13 protein-coding genes and 1 pseudogene are annotated in these 22093 nt (G+C 70.1%); 8 read left to right on the top strand and 6 right to left on the bottom strand.

Features of this window, described 5'->3' with window-relative positions; translation table 11 throughout:
- Positions 1-102: 102 nt before the first annotated feature.
- Complete coding sequence (locus ACFXOM_RS12890) at positions 103-348, top strand: hypothetical protein (RefSeq protein ID WP_384948799.1); 246 nt, start codon at positions 103-105, stop codon at positions 346-348.
- A gap of 167 nt (positions 349-515) precedes the next feature.
- Here the strand turns inward: ACFXOM_RS12890 and ACFXOM_RS12885 are convergent, their stop codons facing one another.
- Positions 516-884: a hypothetical protein gene (locus tag ACFXOM_RS12885; protein WP_384948802.1), complete on the bottom strand. Its 369-nt coding sequence runs from the start codon at positions 882-884 to the stop codon at positions 516-518.
- A 71-nt stretch (positions 885-955) separates the two neighbouring features.
- On the opposite strand from ACFXOM_RS12885, the gene ACFXOM_RS12880 reads away from it, so the two are divergent.
- Positions 956-1177 (top strand): hypothetical protein, encoded by a 222-nt coding sequence (locus ACFXOM_RS12880; RefSeq protein WP_384948804.1) that lies wholly within the window; start codon positions 956-958, stop codon positions 1175-1177.
- A gap of 442 nt (positions 1178-1619) precedes the next feature.
- A complete protein-coding gene (locus tag ACFXOM_RS12875; RefSeq protein WP_385037900.1) occupies positions 1620-2090 on the top strand; it encodes a GNAT family N-acetyltransferase in 471 nt (156 codons plus the stop codon).
- Between the two features lie 990 nt (positions 2091-3080).
- Here ACFXOM_RS12875 and ACFXOM_RS12870 read toward each other — a convergent pair.
- Entirely contained in the window at positions 3081-4574 is a 1494-nt protein-coding gene (locus ACFXOM_RS12870; protein WP_385037897.1) for a hypothetical protein, read from the bottom strand.
- A gap of 807 nt (positions 4575-5381) precedes the next feature.
- Between ACFXOM_RS12870 and ACFXOM_RS12865 the strand changes: the two genes are divergently transcribed.
- The 3 genes from ACFXOM_RS12865 (at position 5382) to ACFXOM_RS12855 (ending at position 13920) form a co-directional block, all read left to right on the top strand.
- Complete coding sequence (locus tag ACFXOM_RS12865) at positions 5382-8729, top strand: BTAD domain-containing putative transcriptional regulator (protein ID WP_385037894.1); 3348 nt, start codon at positions 5382-5384, stop codon at positions 8727-8729.
- 719 nt (positions 8730-9448) lie between these two features.
- Positions 9449-10390, top strand: coding sequence for an NAD-dependent epimerase/dehydratase family protein (locus tag ACFXOM_RS12860; RefSeq protein WP_384942944.1), 942 nt, complete (start codon positions 9449-9451; stop codon positions 10388-10390).
- A 71-nt stretch (positions 10391-10461) separates the two neighbouring features.
- A complete protein-coding gene (locus tag ACFXOM_RS12855) occupies positions 10462-13920 on the top strand; it encodes an aminotransferase class I/II-fold pyridoxal phosphate-dependent enzyme (protein ID WP_385038062.1) in 3459 nt (1152 codons plus the stop codon).
- 10 nt (positions 13921-13930) lie between these two features.
- Here the strand turns inward: ACFXOM_RS12855 and ACFXOM_RS12850 are convergent, their stop codons facing one another.
- From ACFXOM_RS12850 to ACFXOM_RS12835, 4 genes are all read right to left on the bottom strand, one after another.
- Positions 13931-14506: a toxin gene (locus ACFXOM_RS12850; protein WP_384942943.1), complete on the bottom strand. Its 576-nt coding sequence runs from the start codon at positions 14504-14506 to the stop codon at positions 13931-13933.
- 13 nt (positions 14507-14519) lie between these two features.
- Positions 14520-14960 (bottom strand): helix-turn-helix domain-containing protein, encoded by a 441-nt coding sequence (locus ACFXOM_RS12845; RefSeq protein WP_384942941.1) that lies wholly within the window; start codon positions 14958-14960, stop codon positions 14520-14522.
- Positions 14961-15283: 323 nt separating this feature from the next.
- On the bottom strand, positions 15284-16438 hold the full coding sequence (locus ACFXOM_RS12840; RefSeq protein WP_385037892.1) for an MAB_1171c family putative transporter: 1155 nt from the start codon (positions 16436-16438) through the stop codon (positions 15284-15286).
- Between the two features lie 40 nt (positions 16439-16478).
- Positions 16479-17207, bottom strand: a complete 729-nt coding sequence (locus tag ACFXOM_RS12835) for a TetR-like C-terminal domain-containing protein (protein ID WP_385037889.1) — start codon at positions 17205-17207, stop codon at positions 16479-16481.
- A gap of 1573 nt (positions 17208-18780) precedes the next feature.
- On the opposite strand from ACFXOM_RS12835, the gene ACFXOM_RS12830 reads away from it, so the two are divergent.
- On the top strand, positions 18781-21351 hold the full coding sequence (locus ACFXOM_RS12830) for a Pls/PosA family non-ribosomal peptide synthetase (protein WP_385037886.1): 2571 nt from the start codon (positions 18781-18783) through the stop codon (positions 21349-21351).
- 5 nt (positions 21352-21356) lie between these two features.
- Positions 21357-22093 (top strand): annotated as a pseudogene (locus ACFXOM_RS12825) (non-ribosomal peptide synthetase); the annotation flags it as partial.

Here is a 22093-nt window from a genome sequence, read left to right as displayed (position 1 = left end):
GGCGCCGAAAAGGCAGTCCCAGAGGTCGTTTTCGTCCGAGGCGTTATGCCTGCCCCGGAGAACTGGCATGACGACGCCGGGCCAGCTGGCTACGGTGGTCCCGTGCTGGAAGACGATGGTGGTCTGGCCGCCTGGCTGGAGTCGAAGCGGCTACTCACCAGCCCTGAACGCAACATCGACACGTTGCGATGCCTGCTCGCCAAGGACGACGACGCGCTTCTGATGTACGACTACGATCTGATCAGTGATCCACAGACAGTCTCCGTCATGAGAGCTCAGCAGCGCGCAGCGGGACAGCGCCGCCGTAGGTTGCGGCGACTGGCAGCGCGACGGCGTTCCACTGAGTGACATCAGCGGATAACATCAACACCCCCGAGCGGCAACGGACTGGGCAGCCGTAGGATCACCAGGAAGTGTCAGCGTCGTTGGCCTGAAATAGCCCGCACGGCCCGCTTGATCGAACAAGGCAGGTGTCAGCGGCAGCGCGCGTGCCAGATGCGTGCCAGAGCGGGTGGTTAACCGCGGGACAACACAACGCGTCGCCGAAATGGTCGATCAAGGACTCCGCCCTGCTCAACGGCCCAGTGGCACAGATTGTGTACCTTCTGCACGTCATCCTCGTCGTAGACGCGCCCCAGGCAGCGCCGGAGTCGGCGCTCGATCTCGCCCAGGGTGAAGAAGGGGCGGGCCACGGTACCGAACTCGCCCGCGAGATCGGCGGAGGTGACGATGCCACTCACCTGCCCGTCCGCGGCTCGGACGAGCACGAACTCGTGCGCACGGATCACCGGCAGTACCGGCAGCAGATGGGCCGAGGCGTTGACGATCTCGTACTCCGTGCTGATCGCGCTGGCCAGACACGTCCTACGTCCGGTCGCATGCATGTGAACGATCGAAGCCCAGGTGACGACCCCGTGCAGGGTTCCCGACGTGTCGATCCGGCCTCGACGCGGTGGTGACCCTGACCTCCGACCGCGGCGAGTGCTTCCGGATGGTTCTGGACGAGTGCCCGCCGCAGGCGCACGCCTGCGCCATTGCCCTCATCAAGCGGCAGAAGGGCGAACTCGTCATCGGACGCGAGGTCCGGTGGTTCACCCCGCAGGACGGTCCCGGCGTCCAGGACGTGATCTCCCGCGCGTACCGGCTCGGCATGAAGTGGACCCCCGGCCGGAAATAACGTCCCCGGCCGCGGAAGGCCGCTTCCTCCCTTGGGTGCACTCGGCGCTCGAACGACGTACGGTACGACGGCCGCCCGGCGGGCTGCCGCGTTCCGGGCGTCCGGACGCACTCCTCTGCCCGTGCACCTCGACCGCCCGAGCCGGGGCCGCGCAGCCTTGCGCGTCTCGTTGCATGCGCAGGCGGATGCAACGCCGAGCGGCCCTTTGACGCGTGCTGCGGGCGATTCGTGGACAGGATCTTGTAGCGTCTGCCCAGGTCAAGGTGGCTACTTCAGAGCAGACACAGCCCGGCGCGCCAGTCCCGCTCCAGATCCCTCGCGTCGAATACGCTGCGAAGACGTCCAACCTGACGTCCTTGATAGTACGTGCACCGCCGCACGGCGACGGCTCTTCACGTCGGCCCGGATGGCGCAGCCACCTCGGTGTAGGAAGGGGTGTGGCATGAGGTCCCCAGACGTGCATCTACGGGAGGTCACCGACGACAACCGGGATGCCGTTCGCGCCCTCCGCGTCCGACGCAAACAGAAGCAATTCGTCGCCTCTGTGTCCAAGTCACTCAAGGAGGCGAGAAGGAAACCGGAGGCCAATCCCTGGTACCGCGCCATGTACATCGGCGACGAGCCGGTCGGCTTCGTGATGCTGTCGTGGAAGCCGCCGGCTGGACCTTACAAAGGGCGACACTTCATCTGGCGCCTCCTCGTCGACAAGCGGCACCAGAGGCGAGGGATCGGGCGAGAGACGCTCGCCCAGATCGCGGCCCTTGTTCGCGCGGACGGCGCCACCGAACTGTTGACCAGCTACGATCCCGGCGAGGGCGAACCGTGGCCTTTTTACCGGAAGTTCGGGTTTGAGCCCACCGGGGAGGTCGACGACGGCGAGATCGTTTTGCGTCTCACCTTCCTCGCTCAGTGATCTCATACTGCAGATTTTGATCTCACGGAGCACGGGCAGCGTGAAGGCATGTGGCCGGCCTGGTTCTGCCACCCGCACCGTCTCGCCGGCAGAGGGAGCACCCAGGTGCAGACCGGCGGGGCCAGCCGTGTCGGTGTCAGGCCAGTAGTTCCCGCAGCCACGACCGTTCCGCGCGGCCGGTGGAGCGGGCGATGGTGAGCATGCCGCGGAGGTAGGGGTCGTCGATGTCCTCGGCGCCCAGGAGGCGTTCGCCATCGTGGAAGAAGCTCGCGGGCTGGTCCAGGACGGTTCAGGCGGGAACCAAGGTCCGGGCTCGCTTCCATGCCCGCGAGTACTCCGAGGCCGTGACGGCGTCGCCCGGCTCGCCTGCGATCGGTCGGCCGTCCTCTGCCGCACCGAACTTGTCGATGCGGACCTGGGGGGCATCCGTACGAGCGGGGACGCTGTCGGCACGATGCGCACCTCATCTTCCGCACGCTGCTCCAGGTTCCCGCGCCGGGGTCGGGTTCGGCGAGATCGGAGGGTTCTTCCGCCTCGTCGAGCGCGTTCAGGACCGCCCAGGCGAATTCGGCCAGGGTCGTCCCGTCCTTGGTGGTCCACCGGGCCGTGCCCTGGTTGGCGACCGGCCGCTCGGCTCAGCCCTCTACCTCCTCCGGGACACCAGCAGCCCCCCCGCGGACCTGCGCGCCGCGCTCAACCCCGGGTACGAGCGCGACCGCTCCTTCGTCGTGGAGGACGTGACGATCCGGGACACTCCGGCCCTCCTGTGCCACGGTGTGATCGGCTACCATCCGCCGCCCGAGCGGACCTCGGCCGTGCACACCCCTCACCGGGCGGAAACCGCCCGTGGAGAACCGCACATAGACGTGCACACAGGCATTTCGTTGTCTGGGACATGCGTGAGGCCGAGCCCCTGACATAGCGTCAGTTAGGCAACTGGCCCTGGAAGACATCGGCAGGTGCAGCCACCCGACCGGCCCCGAGCGCCGGCTACGCGTCCGGCCTGAGCGCCGGATTTCCGTCGGCAGGGCGCCGAGCCGGTTCGAGCCGCTCGTACACGGTCACCCGTCGCCCGCGGACCTGCTCGTCCGCCACCACCGTGAAGTACTTCTTCAGCACGGCGGTCTTCACCTTGTCCCGTTCCGCCGAAACCGGCCGTGCCACGTCGGCCTCGTCCGTGACCAGCAGTATCCGCCGCTGTGCCAACATCGCCGTACGTATCCGGCCAGGACTGGCCTCCACGCCCTTCAGTGTCCCGGACGCGACGGGGCTCCGCTCGAGCGCGATGTCCCTCAGGCCGGCGAAGTCGTCGGGAGAGACCAGCGCCGCATCGCGCCGGGCCGCCGGCACGAAGAGCACCGCGTCCCCGGTCTCCTTCAGCCGCCGCACGTCCGCCGACACGGCGAGCACATCGTCCACCCGGCTCGCCGGAGAGCGTTTGGCCAGCGACTGCGGCAGCAACGCCACCACCGCCAGAGTGACCGCCACCGGCACGAGCCACGCCGCCCCTCTCGGGAACCGCCGCCGCAGCGCCCGTTCCGCCGCACCCAGCGCCGCGCCGATCAGCAGTGCCAGACCCAGCATGCTGAACAGCACGTAGCGGTCCAGGAACAGCGGCTGGATCAAGGAGAGGCAGACCAGGCCGATCTGCGGCACCGCCAGCAGCGGCATCCCGACGGCCGCCACGGACAGGCGGCCCGACCGCGGACGGTCGAGCAGGACCCCGAGACCACCGATCACCAGCAGGACCGCCGGTCCGATCATCATGTGCCACGTCAGCGGCGGGATCCAGGACACCTGGTCGGACTGGCGCCGGCTGAAGAGGATCAGCGGCAGAGCGCCCAGCACCGCAGCCGCGGCAGCCGTTGCCCAGCGCGCGCACGTCCCGCGCCCCGCCCTCACCCAGACCAGGGTCGCCAGGTGCGCGGGCAGGGTCAGCAGCGACAGCCAGTTCAGCAGCGCGCACACCAGGACGGTGGCGCCGTACGCCGTCCAGCACGTCGCCCGGCCGCGCCCCTCGATCGCGGTCACGAGCAGCAGCGTCGAGATCCCGGCTCCCGCCGCGACCAGCGCGTACGGGCGGCCCTCCTGGAGGTAGAACTGCACGGCCGGGAGCAGCCCGAGTGCCAGTCCTCCGGCCAAGCCCGCCCATACCCCGGCCAACCGTTGGCCGATGACCGTCACACAGGCCGCCGCCACCGCCACCGCCAACACGGAGGGCAGCCGCAGGGCCGTGGTGCCGGCCCCGAAGCATGCGAAGAGTCCGTGCATCAGCAGGTAGTAGAGCCCGTGCACGACGTCGACCTGACCCAGCATGTGCCAGATGTCGGCGACGGATCGCCGGGCCACCTGCCATGTCGCGGCCTCGTCCCGCCACACGCTGTGCTGTCTGGACAGCCCCCACAAGCCGAGAACCAGGGTCCACAACACGGGGACCGGCCAGACGGGCGGACGACGCCGGAGAACGGATATGTGGGGAGTCATAAAGGTGTTCAGGTCCTCTGGGTGGCGATGCGGACCGAAGCCAGTCCCGGCCTTTCGCGCGAGGTGCCGTCGAGGAGGCGGCCGCATGGGGGGGGGAAGTGCCGTCCGGCGAGCGAGAGCGAGGATTGCCAGGGCCCTGGCTCCCGCTCCAGCCGAACGCATGTTCCGGACTGTGCAGGATATCGGGTCGTACCTGCGCGCCCACGCACGGGCTGCCGTCCCGCAAGCAGGGACGGTCCGGAATGAATGCGGCTCTCCCGCAGGAACGGGGAGTCCTGCGCTGGGACTGTGGTGTTGGGTATGCCGCTTCAACGGTGTGGTCACGACCTCGGGGGCGGCGACGGTTCCGTTGTCCGAGGAACTGGACGTGCGGGAGACGGCATTCCTTGCACGGGTCGAGGAACTGCGACGCAGGGTCGCCGAGTCGGTGCAGGCAATCGAGCATCGGGAAGCGACGCTGTCGCGTGTCGTGACCGCTCGGGAGACGGTCGCGAAGATCCCCGGCCCCGGCCCCTGCCGAAGACGCGGGCGCGGGCGAACGCGGGGGCGAACCCGCGGGCGAACGCGGGGGCGAGAGAGCATCGTCGTCTCAGGCCGGACCGGAGTCCGGTGCCGCTGCCCGGTGTTGACGGCGCGACCGTGGCAGGCGGGCGTCTCGGGGCCGTGCTGCCACGCGCCTACCCGGACATCCCCGGGGGGCGCGAACCTCGGGCAGGGATGCTGCCGGGCCGGGCGGGTAGCCGCGACCGTCGGTCCGGGGTTCGACGAGACACCCGTGGCGTCAACGGTGGGTGACACAATGACAGGGTGCACTACCGCGTACTCGGCCAGGTCCAGGCACTCCACGACGACGGTACGCCCGTCGCGCTCGGCGGCGCACGGCTGCGGGCGCTGCTGACCGCGCTGGCCTTGCGGCCCGGGAGCGCGGTCCCGCTGGACGTCCTGGTCGAGGAGGTCTGGGACGGGGACCCGCCCGCGGACACCGTCGGCGCGGTGCAGGCGCTTGTGAGCCGGTTGCGCAGAGCACTGGGACGGGACGCGGTGTCCTCCGTCGAGGGCCGTGCGTACCGACTGTGCGCGGAGCGGGACGAGGTGGACCTGCACCGGTTCGACCGGCTCGCCGACGAGGGGAAGCGGGCACTGGCCGATGGCGATGCCGGCAGGTCGGCGGCACTCCTCGACGAGGCACTCGCGCTGTGGAACGGCCCCGTACTGGCCGACCTGCCGGGGCGGTTCGCGGAGGCCGCCCGCTGGGAGACGCGGCGGCTCGACGCCCGCCGCACCCGGCTGGCCGCGGTGCTCGCGATCGGCCGGGCGGAGGAGGCCCTCGCGGAGTTGGCGGCGTCGTGCGTCGAGCATCCGCTGGACGAACGGCTCCAGGAGCTGCGGATCGCGGCGCTACGGGACGCCGGCCGCCCCGCGGAGGCGCTCGCCGCGTACGAGGAGGTCCGCCGTACCCTCGCCGACCAGCTCGGTGCGGACCCCGGCCCGCGGCTGCGCGCGCTGCACGGGGAATTGCTGGACCCGCACGCGTACGAGTTCGGCGGTCCCCCGGCCCCCCGCCCGGTGGGCGACGCCATACTTGGGGCCGGGCCGCCGGGCAACCTGCGTGCGAGGCTCGACAGTTTCGTCGGGCGCGACCACGAGATGCGGGCCGTCCGGGAGGACCTGGCGCGGGCCCGCCTCGTCACGCTCGTCGGGGCGGGCGGCTCGGGCAAGACGCGACTGTCCCAGGAGGTCGCCGAGCGGACCGCGGCGGGCCCGGACCATCCCTGGCCCGACGGTGTCTGGCTCGCCGAACTCGCTTCCGTGGAGGGCCCTGAGTCGGTTCCTGATGCCGTGCTCGCCGCACTGCGGGGGCGAGAGACCGTGCTGCGGGGCGCGGGTGCCGACGAACTCAGGGCGGGCGTCGAACGTCACAGCGGGGACGCCCTCGTCCGGCTCGTCGAGCGCTGCGCGCGTCGGCGCATGCTGCTGCTCCTGGACAACTGCGAGCACGTCGTGGAGGCCGCAGCCGCGCTCGCCGAGCGGCTCCTGGAGCGCTGCCCGGGCCTCACGGTCCTCGCCACCAGCCGCGAACCACTCGGCGTACCGGGGGAGTTGGTGCGCCCCGTGGGTCCGCTGCCCGTACCGGTGGCGCTGCGCCTCCTCGCCGAACGCGGCGCTGCCGCGCTGCCCGGCTTCCGCGTCGACGCGGACGAGGCGACCGCTTCGGCGACCGCCGAGATCTGCCGCCGTCTCGACGGACTGCCGCTCGCCATCGAACTCGCCGCCGCCCGACTGCGGATGCTCACCGCCGCCCAGATCGCCGACCGCCTCGACGACCGGTTCCGCCTGCTGACGAGCGGGGCGCGGACGGTGCTGCCGCGCCAGCAGACGCTGCGTGCGGTCATCGACTGGTCCTGGGACCTCCTCGACTCCTCCGAACACGCGGTCCTGCGCCGGCTATCGGTCTTCGCGGGCGGATGCGACCTCACCGCGGCGGAATCCGTCTGCCGGGACCCGTCCGACCACACCCCCGCCGGGCGCACGGGGCCGGACGTCGCTACTCTGCTCGGATCTCTGGTCGACAAGTCGCTGGTCGTCGCGGTGCCCGGCGCGGACGGGGAGATGCGGTACGGGCTGCTTGAGACCGTCGCGGAGTACGCGGGCGAACGGCTCGACGAGGCCGGCGAACGGGAGGCCGCCGAGCGCCGGCACCTGGTGCACTACCGGGAGCTGGCCCGGACGCTCGACCCCCGGCTGCGCGGCTCCGGGCAGCGTGCCGCGCTCGCCCGCCTGCGGCTGGAGCACGGGAACCTGCGGACCGCGTTGCGGCAGGCGGTCACCGCACGGGACGAGCACGAGGGGCTCAGTCTGGTGCTTTCGCTCGCCTGGTACTGGCAGCTGAGGGATCTGCGCACCGAGGCCTGCCACTGGGCCGGAGCCGTTTCCGCCCTCGGGCCCGACCCGTTCGCACCGCCCGTCGTCCCTGCCCCGCCGCTGACGGAGCGTTGCACGGACGCCCCGCCGCCGCTGCGACCGGACCTGCTGGCGGAGGCGCGCCGACAGGCGCGGTTGGTGCGGATGATCACCATGGACCACGCGATCGAGGAGTGGACGACCACGGATCGCCGCCGCTGGCTGGACCGCGTGACCGAGGCCTACCACCCCGGTCTACCGCAGGCATGCCGCTTCCCCGCCTCGCTTTGGTTCTTCGCCGTCCTCGTCGCCGGAGACCGGGAACGCGTACTGGAGGTCCTGGACACCACCGCGCGCACTGCCGAGGATGCGGGCTACGACTGGGAGTTGGCGGCCGTGCTCCAGGTGCGCGCCAACGCCTTGGCCGACCACACCGTCTCGGCGGACGATGCGCGACGCGACGCCGACCGCAGCCTGGAGATCTTCGAACGGCTCGGTGACTCCTGGGGAGCGGCCGAGGCGCTTTCCGCCCGTGGTGAGGCATACGAGCGCAGCGGCGCGTACGAGGCGGCGGCGGACGACCTGCGCCGGGCGATCGATCGCGCGGCCGTCCTCGGCGCGCAGAGCCAGGTCTCGCTGCTGCGGGCCCGGCTCGCGGGCGTCCTCATCGAGATGAGCCGTGGGGCGGAAGCCGAGGCGATCCTGCGCGAGGTGCTCGACGCCGGCCCGGAGAGCGGCTACGAGGGTGCGATCGCCGCCCGTCTGATCCTGGCCCTCCAACTGGCCAGGACCGGCCGTACAGCCGAGGCGCGCAGCCAACTCCGGCTACTGCTGGACGACTTCCGTATCGACACCCTCGCTGTGTTCGAGGGGCTGGCCCACGGTGTCCTCGCCTGCGTGGATGTGCTCGACGGCGCCTTCGAAGACGCTCTCGCCCGCTGCCGCCATGCGTTGGAGCTCGGTCGCACCCCGCTGTCCCTGATGATCAGCCCGCAGCTCTCGGCCTCCCAGTTGCTCACCGCAGCCCGGGCGCTGACCGGGCTCGGCGGCGAGGAGCGGGCGCTGCGTGCGGCCCGGCTCGTCGGCGCACACGAGGAACTGCTGCCTCGGGGCCACTACCTCAGCTCCTTCGAGCGGGAGAACCTGCGGCTCGCGGAGGAATCCGCACGCGCCGTGCTCGGGGACACGGTGTTCGAGACCGCGCGTGCCGAAGGCGGCGACCTCGGTCTCGAGGATGCCGCCGCCCTGCTCTGAACCGCGGGTACGGTCAACGCTTCCCGCGGAACCGGCCCACTGCGGGCGGAGCGGGTGTGAGGCGTGAGACCCCGGCCAACCCGTGGCTTGTGTTCTCCAGCGCCTTGCTGCTTGCCGTGACGCAGAGGTCGCTCGGTATCTCCGGCTCCGGCGAACGGGCACCAACGCCCCGAGGACGGTTCCCTTCTCCGCTTCGAGGCCCCCGGTCCAGCGCAACGGCCTCCCCGTAGCGCGTGGCCGGTCCCCTCACCTCGACGACCCGAGGCGGGCCGTGGCGGCCGACACGACCCGAGGCGGGCCGTGTCGGCCGCGGTCGTCGATTCGCGTCATGCCGCCACGATGTCAGCCACCGCCGACAGATCCGCGTCAGCCTGCAGGCGTGTCCGACGTCGCAGTGACTCCCCACGGACGAGCACCCGCCCTGTCCCCCGAGAGGCGTGTCGTCCCACTGACGGTGGGTGGCTCCTCGCCGTCGGCCTGCGCACGGCGTGCGGGGCGTTCGGTGAACGCATCACCGACTTTGCGGGCCCTCAAGGGTGCACCCTGAAACACCGCGGGCCGTCGGGCCGAGCCCCCACCTCGACGCATTCCCGGGGAGTGGCGCACCGGACCGGATCGACGCCGGTCACGAGTCCGAGTGGTTGACGCTTGACACAATGTCCCTTGGGTAACCACCGCCTGATGAATAGTCATCAGATGAGTCGCGCTAATGTGCGCGAGTGAATGTCTATGTTGTTATTGGATTCGGGCCCACCGGGGCGGCCGTTGCCCGGCTGCTGGCCGCCGAGGGCCATTCCGTACGGGTCATCACCACCTCGGGCCGCGGCCCGGAGTCAGGTATCGAGCACGTCGCGCTGGACGCGGCGAACAGCACCCGGCTGATCGAAGCCACCCGGGGTGCAACCGCGATCTTCAACTGTGCCGCGCCCCCCTACCACCGCTGGGCGGATGAATGGCCGCCCCTCGCCACGTCCGTGTGTGCCGCGGCCGAGTCGACCGGGGCTGTCCTGGTCATGCTGGGCAACCTCTACGGCTACGGCCCGGTCGACGGCCCCTTGACCGAAGAACTCCCGCTCGCTGCGTCCGGCCCCAAGGGCCGGGTACGCGCTGCGGTGTGGGAGCAGGCACGAGGGCTGCACGAGCAGGGCCGCATCACTGCGGTCGAAGTGCGGGCCTCCGACTTCTTCGGTCCCGGCGTGACCGACGGCGGGCATCTGGCGGGGCGGGTGATGCCCCGGCTGCTGCGCGGCAAGGCGGTGTCCGCACTGGGCGACCCGGACGTCCCCCACAGCTGGACCTACGTGCCTGACGTGGCCAGGACGCTGGTCGAGGTATCGGGAGAGGAGCGTGCGTGGGGTCGGGCCTGGCACGTCCCGACGGCACCCGCGCTGTCCTTCCGGGAGATGGTCGACCGTCTCGCCGCCCGGTCCGCAACGGGGCCGGTGGCGGTGCGCAGGACGCCACCCGCCGTTCTGGGCGCGGCCGGGCTCTTCTCCCCGCTGATCCGTGAACTGAAGGAGATCCGATACCAGTTCGACCGACCGTTCGTCGTCGACTCCAGCGCGTACGAAGCGGAGTTCGCGACACACCCCACTCCGATCGACGAGCAGGTCGCAGCAACCGTGGACTGGTGGCACGACCGACTGGGCACGACCAGGTGACCTTGGTGACAGCGAAAGACTCCACAGTGGATTCAGCAGGGGCGCGGCGGGAGGACGTCGCGATCGTGGGCATGGCCTGCCGGTTCCCCGGGGCGCGCAACGTGAACCGGTACTGGCAGCTGCTCACGGCTCCCGAGACCCAGTTCGGCACCGTCCCGGACTCGCGGTGGCGCGCCGCGACCTTCCTCAGCGACAGCATCCGCGACGCGCACGCGGCGTACACGGACACGATGGCCCTGCTCCCGGACGTGGGCCACTTCGACGCCACCCACTACGGCATCCCACCGCGGCGGGCCAGATCGATGGACCCGCAGGCGCGGATGCTGATCGACCTGGCTCGTGAGGCGATCCAGGACGCGGGCTGGGAGGCCGACGGCTTCGACCGCGAGGAAACGTCCGTCGTCACGTCGCTCACCGAGAGCGGCTACCGCGAGATCAGCACCCTGCAGATCCGGATGCGCCAGCTGGCCGGTGGCGAATTCGGGGCCCGGGCCACCGACCCCCGGTGGCTGGAGGCGGCTCGCGGCGTCGACGGGCTGCACGGCACCTCCGTGGCGGGGCTCCTGCTCAACATGGGGCCGAACACGATCAGTTCGGTGTTCGACCTGCACGGTGAGAGCTATGCGTTGGACTCGGCGTGCTCCGGCGGACTCATGGCCGTGGCCAACGCCGTGTTCGCGCTGCGCACCGGCCGGTGCCGCATCGCCCTTGCGGGTGGCGCGCAACTGATTCTCACACCGGACCTGTTGGTGGGTCTGTGCCGGATCGGCGCGGTGTCGCGCAGCGGCAGGTGCCTGCCGTTCGGAAAGGATGCCGACGGCTTCGTCCTGGGAGAGGGCGCCGGTGTGCTGGTGATGCGCCCGCTGGCCGACGCCCTGGAGGCCGGGGACCGGGTCTACGCCGTGATCCGCGGCGTGGGCACGGCCAATGACGGGACCGTGCAGGGCGGCATGCACCCCCGGGCCGCCGGTCAGCTCCGGGCGCTGCGCCGCGCCTACCGTGATGCGGGCGTGGCCCCGGACACGGTGGGGTACCTGGAGGCGCACGGCACCGGGACCACGGTCGGCGATCCGGTCGAGGTGGGGGTCCTGCGCGAGCTGCGCGGGGCGGAAGGCGCGCCCGCCTTCTTCGGTGCGGTGAAAGCGGTGGTCGGGCACTCGCTCAACGCCTCGGGCATCGCCGGGCTGATCAAGACGGTCCTGAGCGTCCACCGGGGGGTGATCCCGCCGCAGCCGGAGTTCGACCTGGCCGACCGGAGTGGGCTCGAAGCCGCACGGTTGGTCGTCCCGACGTCGCCGACACCGTGGCCGGAGCCCGGGCGGCCGCGGCGCGCGGGAGTGAGCGCCTTCGGCTTCGGTGGCACCGGGGTCCACCTGGTGGTGGAGGAGCACGCCGGAGCAACGGTGCGCCCCGTTCCGGCCGGAGCCCCGCAACTCCTGGTGATCAGTGCCCGCGATCGGGACGGCCTGGTCCGATACGCCCGGGAACTGGCACACACGATCGCCGGCGACCAGCCCCCCTTGGCGGTGGTGGCCGACACGCTGGCTCGTCGGGCTCCCTTCGCGGAGCGTCTCGCCGTGGTCGCGGAGGACACCGCCGACGCCGCCGTCCGGCTGACCGTCGCGGCCGAGGCCGTGGCGGCGGGCCGGACCGGAGAGCTCGGGCCGGGCATGGCGGTCGGCACCGTGGCCCCGGGTGAGGCCGGGACCGCCGTCGTGGACCCTGGCCCACTGTCCGCCGCGGAGCGTACGGCCACCCTGGCAGGGCACGTGCAGCGTGCGGTCACCGGCTCGGGCCTGCGGGCCGTGACGGAGCGCGTGCCCCCCTGCACCCTGCCGCCGAGTCCCCTCGCCCCGCGCCACCACTGGGCGGTGGACGCGTCGGCTCGCGAAGTCGGGGACCACGCCCGCCCGCTGGGGGCGACGCCCGAAGCGGACCTCGGGCGTGGCGACCGCTCCGGAACGGCCGTCCCGCCCGGAGGGTCGGGACCCGGTGCCGCGTCGGCGGCATCCGTCGTACTCGAAGAGCTGTCGAGGACCGGGGTCTTCCCCGTCGCCGATCTGGACGTACGGATGGCTCTCGCCGCCGACCTGGGCTTCGACTCCCTGATGCTGCAGGAGCTGGAGCTCAACATCGGCAGGCGAATACCAGGCTTCCGTACCGAGGAGATGTTCGCCCCCGGTCTCACCGTGGGGCGGTTGATCGCACTGGCCGATCGGCACCTTGCAGGGCCGTCGGCTCCCGGAGCGCCACCGGCCCGGGAAACCTGGCCTTCGGCACCTGGGGGCCCGGTGCCCCTCGAGTCCCGGCCGGACTGGGACGCCGACACGGCCTGCGTCGATGCGTTTCCGGAAGTGCGGCAGTTCGAGGCCCGTCTGGCCGCCGTCAACGGTCACGGTGCGGACTTCCCGTACTTCCGGGTCCACCAGGGCACCATCCGCGACACCACCGAGATCGGCGGCCGGCAGTACCTGTCCTTCGGTAGCTACAACTACCTCGGGCTCTCCGGCCATCCGACGGTCCGCGAGGCCGTGCACCGGGCGGTGGACCGCTACGGGACCTCGGTCTCCGCGAGTCGGCCGCTGTCCGGCGAACGCGGCCTGACCGTGCGGCTGGAGAGGACCCTCGCCGATTTCCTCGGCGTCGCCGACTGCCTGACCCTGGTGAGCGGCCATGCCACGAACGTCACCGCGATCGGGCACCTCGTCGGCCAGGGGGACCTGGTGGTGCACGACGCGCTCGCCCACGACAGCATCCTGCAGGGCATTGCCCTGTCGGGTGCGGCGCGACGCCCGTTCGCCCACAACGACGTCGAACAGCTGGAGCACCTGCTGCGGCTCAACCGCTCGCGGTTCCGGCGGGTGCTGGTCGCCGTCGAGGGTGCGTACAGCATGGACGGAGACCTGGTCGACCTGCCGGCCGTGATCGAGCTGAAAAAGCGCCACGGGGCCCTGCTGCTGGTCGACGAGGCGCACAGCATCGGCACCGTCGGCGAACGGGGCGCCGGTGTGGGCGAGTTCTTCGCGGTCGACCGCAGGGACGTGGACCTGTGGATGGGTACGCTCTCCAAGTCCTTCGCCAGTTGCGGTGGTTACCTCGGGGGTTCGGCGCGGATGGTGCGATGGCTGCGGCACACGCTGCCGGGATTCGTCTACAGCGTCGGCATCACCCCGGCGAACGCAGCCGCCGCACTGGCCGCCACCGAGCTGATCGTCGAGGAACCGCACCGGATACGCGCGCTGCGGCGGAACTCGGAACTCTTCCGCAACCTGGCGACGGCGGCCGGTCTGGCGACGGGCTCCAGCGCCGACACGCCCATCGTGCCGTGCCTCCTCGGTGATTCGGCGCGGACGTTGCACGTCGCGGACCGGCTCTTCACCCGTGGGGTCGTCGCCGACCCCATCTTCCACCCCGCGGTGGAGGAGGGGCTGTCGAGGCTCCGGTTCTTCGTCACCAGCGAGCACCGCGAGGAAGACATCAGACGGGCCGTGTCGGTCCTGGCGGAGGAGGTGGCCCTGGTCGGCCGATGAGTGGGCCACGTCAGATCAGGGTGCGTTCGATCCGGCTGAGCATGGCGTCGTTGCCGGGTCCGTCACCGTTCGCGGCGGCTTCCGCCGGCTCACCCTGCCCCTTTCCGGCACTGCCCATGTGCTGGGACAGCTGATAGGCGATGATCTCCGCTTCCTGTTCCTGGACGTCGTCGTAGGTCGCGCGCAGGAGCATGTCGCGCACGAGTTGGGGGTCCAGGTTGGGGAAGAGGAGGCGGGCACTCGCCTCGTCCAGCCAGCCCGCACCGCGGTGGCAGCAGATGATGTGGCCCAGCTCGTGCAAGATGATGTGCTCCTGATGCGCGCTGGTGGTGTTGGCGTCGTAGAAGATGAGGTCCTCGTCGCGTGCGGCCACCCACATCCCACACGGGTGCGACGCAGGCATCTGCATCGGCACCAGCGTGATGGGCCGCTCGCGGACCTCCCCGAGGTAGCGGCAGAGCTCGGCGACATCGCTCACCTCGGGCAGGTCGAGGTCGGCGATGCGCCGCGCGCTGCTCTTGCGCAGCCTCTTGAGGTGACTGCGGCGGCCCTGGTCGACCGACCGGCCCTTGCCCGCGCGCCTCACTCCCCCGTACCCCTCACTGCGGCTCCGAGGAGTCGCTGACGGGCGGCAGACCCTGCATCTGCCGGTACTGGTCCATGATGGCCGTGATGGCCTGGAGGTTCTCCTTCTTCATCCCGGCCGCGCGCATGGCCACGGCGCGGACGCCTGCCTGCCGCAGTGCCTCGATGGCGGCGACCTCGCCGAGAACCGACTGGGCGACCTCGTCGTCGAAGAAGTAGGCGACGGACACGCCGAAGAAGCGGGCGAGGGCGGCCAGGAGGTCGGGCGAGGGGTTGGAGCGCTTGCCCGTCCGCAGCTGGGACAGGTACACGCCGCCGACCCTGAGTTCGGGGTTGGCCCGCTTCAGCTCCTCCGCGACCTCGGCATTGGTCCAGTGCTTGCCCTTGGGGCGGATCGTCTTGAAGAGGTCGTCCAGACGCACCGCCAGTACGGGCCGGTCGTCGGTCTCGGACATTGGATTTTCCCTCCCGGCCCTCTTCGACAGTTGCTCGTGGCTAATCGTCAGTTTCGCAGATTAGCGGTCAGTTGACAATCTGCCGAGACTCCGCCACCGTGGAACCCGGCCGATAGCTGCCAGCTAACTTTGCTCACGGGGGTAGCCGAGTTGGTTGCCATGCGCATCGGCCGGGCTCGGCCACGGGGGACGAACGGGGCCGAGCCCGCCGGGCGCGACATCAACGCCCGGATCGTGTGGGGAGGACGGGCTCCCCATGGGGGAAACGGGGGAACGGGAGATACCCGCCCGGTCTGACGGGGGTACAGACCGGGCGGGAGCTCTCAACTCGCCTTTTCGAGCTTACGGTAGGCGGACGCGACCTTGGTCAGCCAGGCGACCTCGGCCGTGAAGTTGTCCGTGTCCCGGTCCTCGAAGTCGGCCGCGTCCTTGTTGTCCGCGGGAATGGTGCCGGCACGCTTGGCATGCAGGGCTTGCTTGATCTGCGACGCTTCCGCGAACGCCTGCCGGATCTCCGCGCTCACACCCGGCGCCGCTCCGCCCGGCCCGTTGGAGGTGCGGTCGATGTAGGGACGCAAGTCCCGCCACCCGTCACGTATTTCGATGACGCGCCGGTGGAGGCGGTAGTTCAGGTCGGAGACCGCGGCCCCCGGTGGCTCCAGAACGATGTCCGGGGAGGACTCGTACAGATCCCGCCACAGCGGGTACAGCGCGCGGTAGGACTGGTAACTACGGATCCAGAAAAGGAACTTGCCGGCCGACGGCCCCCAGGAGGAGATGGTCAGGCTGAGAGAGAGGACAACGATCCCGGCAGCGCTGAAGACGGAGGCGGCGACCTGCCAGACACCGATGTCGATCCCGGCCGCAGCGGTCAGGATGTTGACCGTCCTGGCGAGGCAGTAGAAGAAGAGGACGACCGCGGCGACCGAGAGCAACCGCAGGGCCTGCTGCAGCGATGCCTTGCCGGCCATACGGGCGTAGGGGCCGCATTGCCGGAAGATCGTCACGCACGGAAGCGCCTGGGAGACGATGAAGACCAGCAGGTAGGTGAGGATCAGCGGCTGGCCACTGCCGGTGTTGAAGTCCGAAGCCGGCCGGCCGGGTCCGTCGGCGATGAAGAACAGCGCGATGAGGAGTGCGTTGAGAGCGGCTCCGGTGATCAGCCAGTAGCGGGTCTTCCGCGCCGCCTCCTCGGCAGCGGTCGCCCACCGCAGCAGGATGATCTGCGCGCTGACGCAGAAGGCGACCGCCGCAACGTGCATCACCAGGACGGCCAGGTTGCCGACGCCGAGGAAGCTTTCGCTCCCCATGGCGACGGCGCCCATCGTGAAGGTGAGGCACTGGAGCAGCAGGGTGACGACCAGCGCACGGTAGGCGTTGTCCCGCCAGTTGCGCCCCACTTGGCACAGCCGGTAGACGAGAGCGGCGTACGACGACAACGCCGCGATGACGAAGCAGAGGGTTCTGGTGGTGTTCACGGCCTGATTCCCCGCCGGTGCCGCACGTGCGGCGGACGGTCTAGTCGGTGTTGTCGCCCGTGGGAACCACGAGTCCGATGCTCTCGGCCGCCACGGCGACCGCGAAGTCGAAGAACGCGGACTCGTCCCGGACACTGTCGTGGGTACGGCTGAAGACCTGGAACACCAGGAGCCCGATCAGGCTGCTCCAGAGCACGATCCCGCGTTCGACGACGTCCGAGAACGGAGCCTCGGGTACGCCGCCGAAGAGCTCCACGGCCTCGGGCAGCAGCAGCGAGGGACCGGTCAACGGACGCCCGGGTGGGGTGAGTTCGCCGGCCTGCAGTGCAGCTCGCACGATGCCCGCGAGGACGGCGGGCGTGCGCGAGGCCGGCGGGACCGTCTCCTGCGGGGCGTGGTACTCGGGCACGGGCGAGCCGTAGATCAGCGTGAACTCACCGGGGTTGGCGAACGACCACGTCCGCAGTGCGCGCGTGACCGCGAGGAGCCGGGTGCCGGCGGACGCGCCGGCGTCCCCCGCAGCCCGGTCGGCCTGCTCCATCGCGGCACCCGACGCGTCGTAGGCGTCGATGACCAGCGCGGTCAGCAGGTCGTCACGGTGCGGGAAGACGGCCTCCACCTCGGTGACGGCAAGCCCGCTCGATGCAGCGACGGCATCCAGGGTCAGTCCTCCGGCGCCCACCTTCGGGAGGAGTTGGCGCGCGGAGTCCTTGATGGTGGCCGGCAGCCCGGTGCTCCCTGCGGCGACGCTCGTTCCGGAATCATCCATGGCCAAACCGTACCTGTCAGCGACGACGATCACGCGTGTCGTAGCTTCCGGCGCCCCGATCAAGCACTGTGATTCGGCCACCCTCCGGTCGGATCGAGGGCCCGGAAGCACACCCATCGCGGCCACCCACCCCACCAAGGGGGCTGGGAACACGCTGTGTTGCCGGGATCTTCGGGTACGCGCCCCGACGTCACCGCTCTGCCACGTCGTGGTCGTGAGGGGGCGAAGTCACGACACGTGGAGCCGCCGCCGACCGGAAGTTGCGACTCGAGGGGACTGGTGTGACCGTCCTTCGGAGTGCTCGCGCAATGCGCATGCGACAGCCTGCGGAGGTGATCGACGGACAGCGTCCGTCCAGGAGCTGATCATTCGAGGATCCTGAGCGTGGGGACCCGGGCGCGGCGTCCGGGGAGCTTCGCTTCGGGTGCGCCGACGATCGGTTCGCGACAGCGGTCACGGGGCTCCCGCCCGCCCGCGGAAGCCTCTTCTGATGTCTTGATCGGCCGCTCGCCGAAGACGGGCCGCACAAAGGGAGCACGGCTGCCCCACCCGTTTCACGATGGCGTGGGCCCGGCCACGCGCCCGATCCGATCTGTGGTGGGGGGAGCCTCGCCGTCCCCGTCCTTCGCGCAGCGGGCCCGGGCAGCAGGCCCCATGGGGGGACCGCTGGCGGACGCCGGCCGCGGCGGGGAAACGCCCGGGGACCGGCGGTGCGACTGGGCCGTGGATGCGACCGGCGGCTGCCGCCCCTCGCCCGCACGGCCCACTACGGACGAGAGGCGGCACCGCCGCTCCCCGCGTCGTCGCGTACCTGACGCACCCGCCGGCCCGGTCCGGGAACGACGTCCGCCGGTGGACCGGTGGACATCGTTCCCTATGCGGGGGCAGGAATCCCCATAACGTCCCCGCAAACGATCTGGCGCGGTCGAGGACCCGCCCGGTGACCGCATCAGTCGGACGTCGCGCCGGGCCCGATGAGCGGCACCGCACGGCCGACCGGGTCCAGGCTAGCGAGCGCACGCGAGCCTGGCCCCCTTCGCCCCATCAATGGTCCCATCAGGCAATCCAAATCGCCAGCAGAACCGTATACATTACGTCCCTCGAACAAGATGGACGGTAGAGGAAAATATGTATCCACCGCGGAGTAGTCTCGTTTGAGAAACACTACTGCGCGGTGATCGCCGCACCCCGCGCCCCTGAATTCAAGCGAGTGGAGAGCGCTCCCGCCGCGGACCGCCCTTCATGATCGTCGGGCCGCTGCAACGGCCGTCGAAGGCCACCCCACCGTCACTACAACGGACGACAGCGGGCGGCCCACGCAGAGCCTCCGCACACCAGCGATCCCTAGTGCTGTCGGCTTTTTCCCGCCCTTCTGACCACCCGAGTTCGAGTGGCACCGCGAGAAGGCCGGCAGGAGACTTGAAAACAGCGCGAACCAAGGGTTTGTCGACCAGGAGAGAGTTCACGACCTCGTGGCTGCCGCTTTGCCCGCTCCGGCCACCGCCGGAGCGTGAGGACACCGGTATCGGGCCGGACCGGCCGACGGTGGTCAAATTTTCCTCAAGGAGCTCGAATGGTGGAAAAATCTGTCGAGGTCTTGCCGCCCGGGCCGGACGAATCTGCAATATCCAAGAGCAGAGACTCCGGCCCGAAGAGCGGCAATGATACGGACCTCGCGGAGATACTCGCAGATGTCGTGGGCGTCGAGAAGATATCCGTCGACAGCCACTTCTTCGATGACCTGTGTGCCAATTCGCTGATAATGGCCCAGTTCTGTGCGCGGGTCAGGAAGCGGTCGGACCTACCGTCGGTGTCGATCAAGGACATCTACCGGCACCCGACCATCAGGAGCCTCGCCACGGCACTGGAGCAGACCGCTCCCTCCCCCGGCCCGGCCGGGCCCGCCCCGGAGGTGCCGCCAGAGCCCGCGCCCCGGGCGAGCACGCTGCAGTACGTGCTGTGCGGCACGGCGCAGCTGCTGTTCTTCGTGGCCTACTCCTTCGTCGCCGGTTTCGTCACGGCCCGCGGCTACGAGTGGGTACGGGACGGCTCCGGCATCGTCGACACCTACCTCCGGGCCCTCGTCTTCGGCGGTGCCGGTTTCACCGCGCTGTGCACCTTCCCGATAGCTGCCAAGTGGATCCTCGTCGGCCGCTGGAAGCCCCGTGAGTTCCCGGTCTGGGGCCTGACCTACCTGCGCTTCTGGACCGTCAAGGTCTTGATCCACGCCAACCCGGTCGTCTTCCTCGTCGGCAATCCGCTGTACGTGCTGTACCTGCGGGCCCTCGGCGCGCGGGTCGGCAAGGGCGTCACGATCCTCTCGCGCACGGTTCCGGTCTGCACCGACCTGCTGACCATCGGGTCCGGCACCGTGATCCGCAAGGAGGCGTTCCTGCTCTGCTACCGGGCGCACGCCGGCCGGATCCAAACCGGTCGCGTCACCCTCGGGCGTGACGTGTTCGTCGGCGAGAAGACGGTGCTGGACATCGACACGTCGATGGGCGACGGAGCACAGCTCGGGCACACGTCCGCGCTGTACAGCGGCCAGTGCGTCCCGGCCGGCGAGCGCTGGCACGGCTCCCCCGCGCAGCCCACGGAGATCGACTACGTACGGGTCGATCCGGCCGGCTGCGGCGCGCTGCGCCGTGCGGGATACGGCCTCGTCACCCTGCTCCAGCTCTACTTCGTGTACGTGCCACTGGCAGTCGGCGTCGCATACGTGCTGGTCACGCGGATCCCGGCGCTGGGCAGTCGGCTGGACGCGGGCGCACAGCCGCTCACGTCCCCGGAGCTCTTCGTCGACGCGCTGGCCGTGTCCTTCGTGGTGTTCGTCGGCTCCCTGATCCTGGGCCCGGCCATCCTGTTCACGGTCCCGCGTCTGCTGAACCTGACGATCAAACCGGACAAGGTCTATCCGCTGTACGGCTTCCACTACTCGGTGCACCGGACGATCGCACGCATGACGAACATCAAGTTCTACAAGAGGCTCTTCGGCGACAGCTCCTACATCGTTCACTATCTGAAGGCCCTGGGATACAAGCTGTCCCGGGTCGAGCAGACGGGGTCGAACTTCGGTACGGAGGTACAGCACGAAACCCCGTACCTCGCCTCCGTCGGGAGCGGCACGATGGTCGCCGACGGTCTGTCCCTCGTCAATGCGGACTTCTCGAGCACGTCCTTCCGAGTTTCCCGAGCCTCGATAGGAGCGCACAACTTCCTCGGGAACAACATCGCCTTTCCGTCAGGTGCCAGGACGGGTGAGAACTGCCTCCTCGCGACGAAGGTGTTGGTCCCGCTCGACGGAGAAGTCCGCGAGGGCGTCGGGCTGCTCGGCTCGCCCAGCTTCGAGATACCCCGGTCCGTCGATCGGGATTCACGCTTCGACCACTTGCGCAACGGCGACACACTGCACCGCAACCTCGCGGCGAAGAACCGCTACAACATCCGCTCGATGATCTACTTCCTCTTCGTGCGGTGGCTGTACCTCTTCGTGCTCACCGTGATCGGACTCGCGGCCGTCGACTTCTACGGCGTCCTCGGGCAAGTGGTGATCGCCGTGTCCCTGGTCCTCACCCTGGCCGTGACGGCCCTGTACCTCGTCCTGGTGGAACGCGCCGTCGCGGCCTTCCGCACGCTGCAACCGCAGTTGTGCTCCATCTACGACCCGTACTTCTGGTGGCACGAGCGCCTCTGGAAGGTCCCCGACGAATACCTCAACATCTTCAACGGCACGCCCTTCAGGAGCGTGATCTGGCGATTGCTGGGCGTTCGGATCGGCAAGCGGGTCTTCGACGACGGCTGCTACGTGACCGAGCGGACGCTCACCACCATCGGGGACGACTGCACGCTCAACGCGGGCAGCAAGGTCCAGTGCCATTCGCAGGAGGACGGCACCTTCAAGTCCGACTACAGCACGGTCGGCGCGGGCTGCACGCTCGGCGTCGGCGCCCACGTCCACTACGGCGTGACGATGGGCGACGGTGCGGTGTTGGCACCGGACTCGTTCCTGATGAAGGGCGAGGAGGTTCCCGACCACGCGTGGTGGGGCGGGAACCCCGCCACGGAGTTGCGAGAAGCCGCTCATCAACCAACAGCGGTCTGCCGCACGGGCGGCCCGACGGCACCGTCGCGAGTGGAGGGGTGACCCCCATGACAACGAGCATGGATACCGGTCGTGGTTTCTGGCGGGGTGTGGTGGGGGTGGGCGGTTTCACGGTGGTGCCGCGGTGGTCGGTGGGTGGGGTGTCGGGGGTGGGTGGGTGTGAGGTGGGGGTGTCGGATGGGGTGGTGGAGGGGTTGCGGGGGTTGGTGCGGGAGTGGGGGGTGGGGTGGGAGGCGGTGTGGTTGGCGGCGCATGCGCGGGTGTTGGCGGTGTTGTCGGGGGAGGACGAGGTGGTTACTGGTGTGGTGGTGGAGGGTGGGGTGCTGCCGTGTCGGGTGGTGGTGGGGGAGGGTTCGTCGTGGGTGGATGTGGTGGGGGCTGCGGATCGGGCGTGGGTGGGTGTGTGTGCGCATCGGGGTGTGCCGGTGGTGGGGGTGGGTGGGGAGGAGGGGCCGTGGTTTGAGACGGTGCTGGATGTTGGTGGTGGGCGGGTGGCTGGGGCTGGGGTTGGGGTTGTGGGTGGTGTGGGGGAGGGTGTGGTGTGGCGGGTCGAGCCGGTGTGGCGGGGTGGGCGGGTGGTGGTGCGGGCTGGTTTTGACACCGCGGTGGTGGATGCCGGGGCGGCTGCACGGTGGGCGGGCTACTACGCGGCGGCGTTGGGTGAGATGGCCGCGGGTGGCCGGGTGCGAGGCGCCGGCGGGCTGGTGTCGGCCGATGAGGTGGACGAGCAGTTGTCGATGGGCTCCGGGCCGGTCGTCGAGCTGCCGGACGTGCGGGTCCACGA

It is taken from the genome of Streptomyces sp. NPDC059169 (assembly GCF_042755225.1).
Taxonomy (GTDB): Bacteria; Actinomycetota; Actinomycetes; order Streptomycetales; family Streptomycetaceae; genus Streptomyces.
Note: the sequence above shows the minus strand (reverse complement) of the source record. Positions and strands in the feature narration are given on the sequence as shown.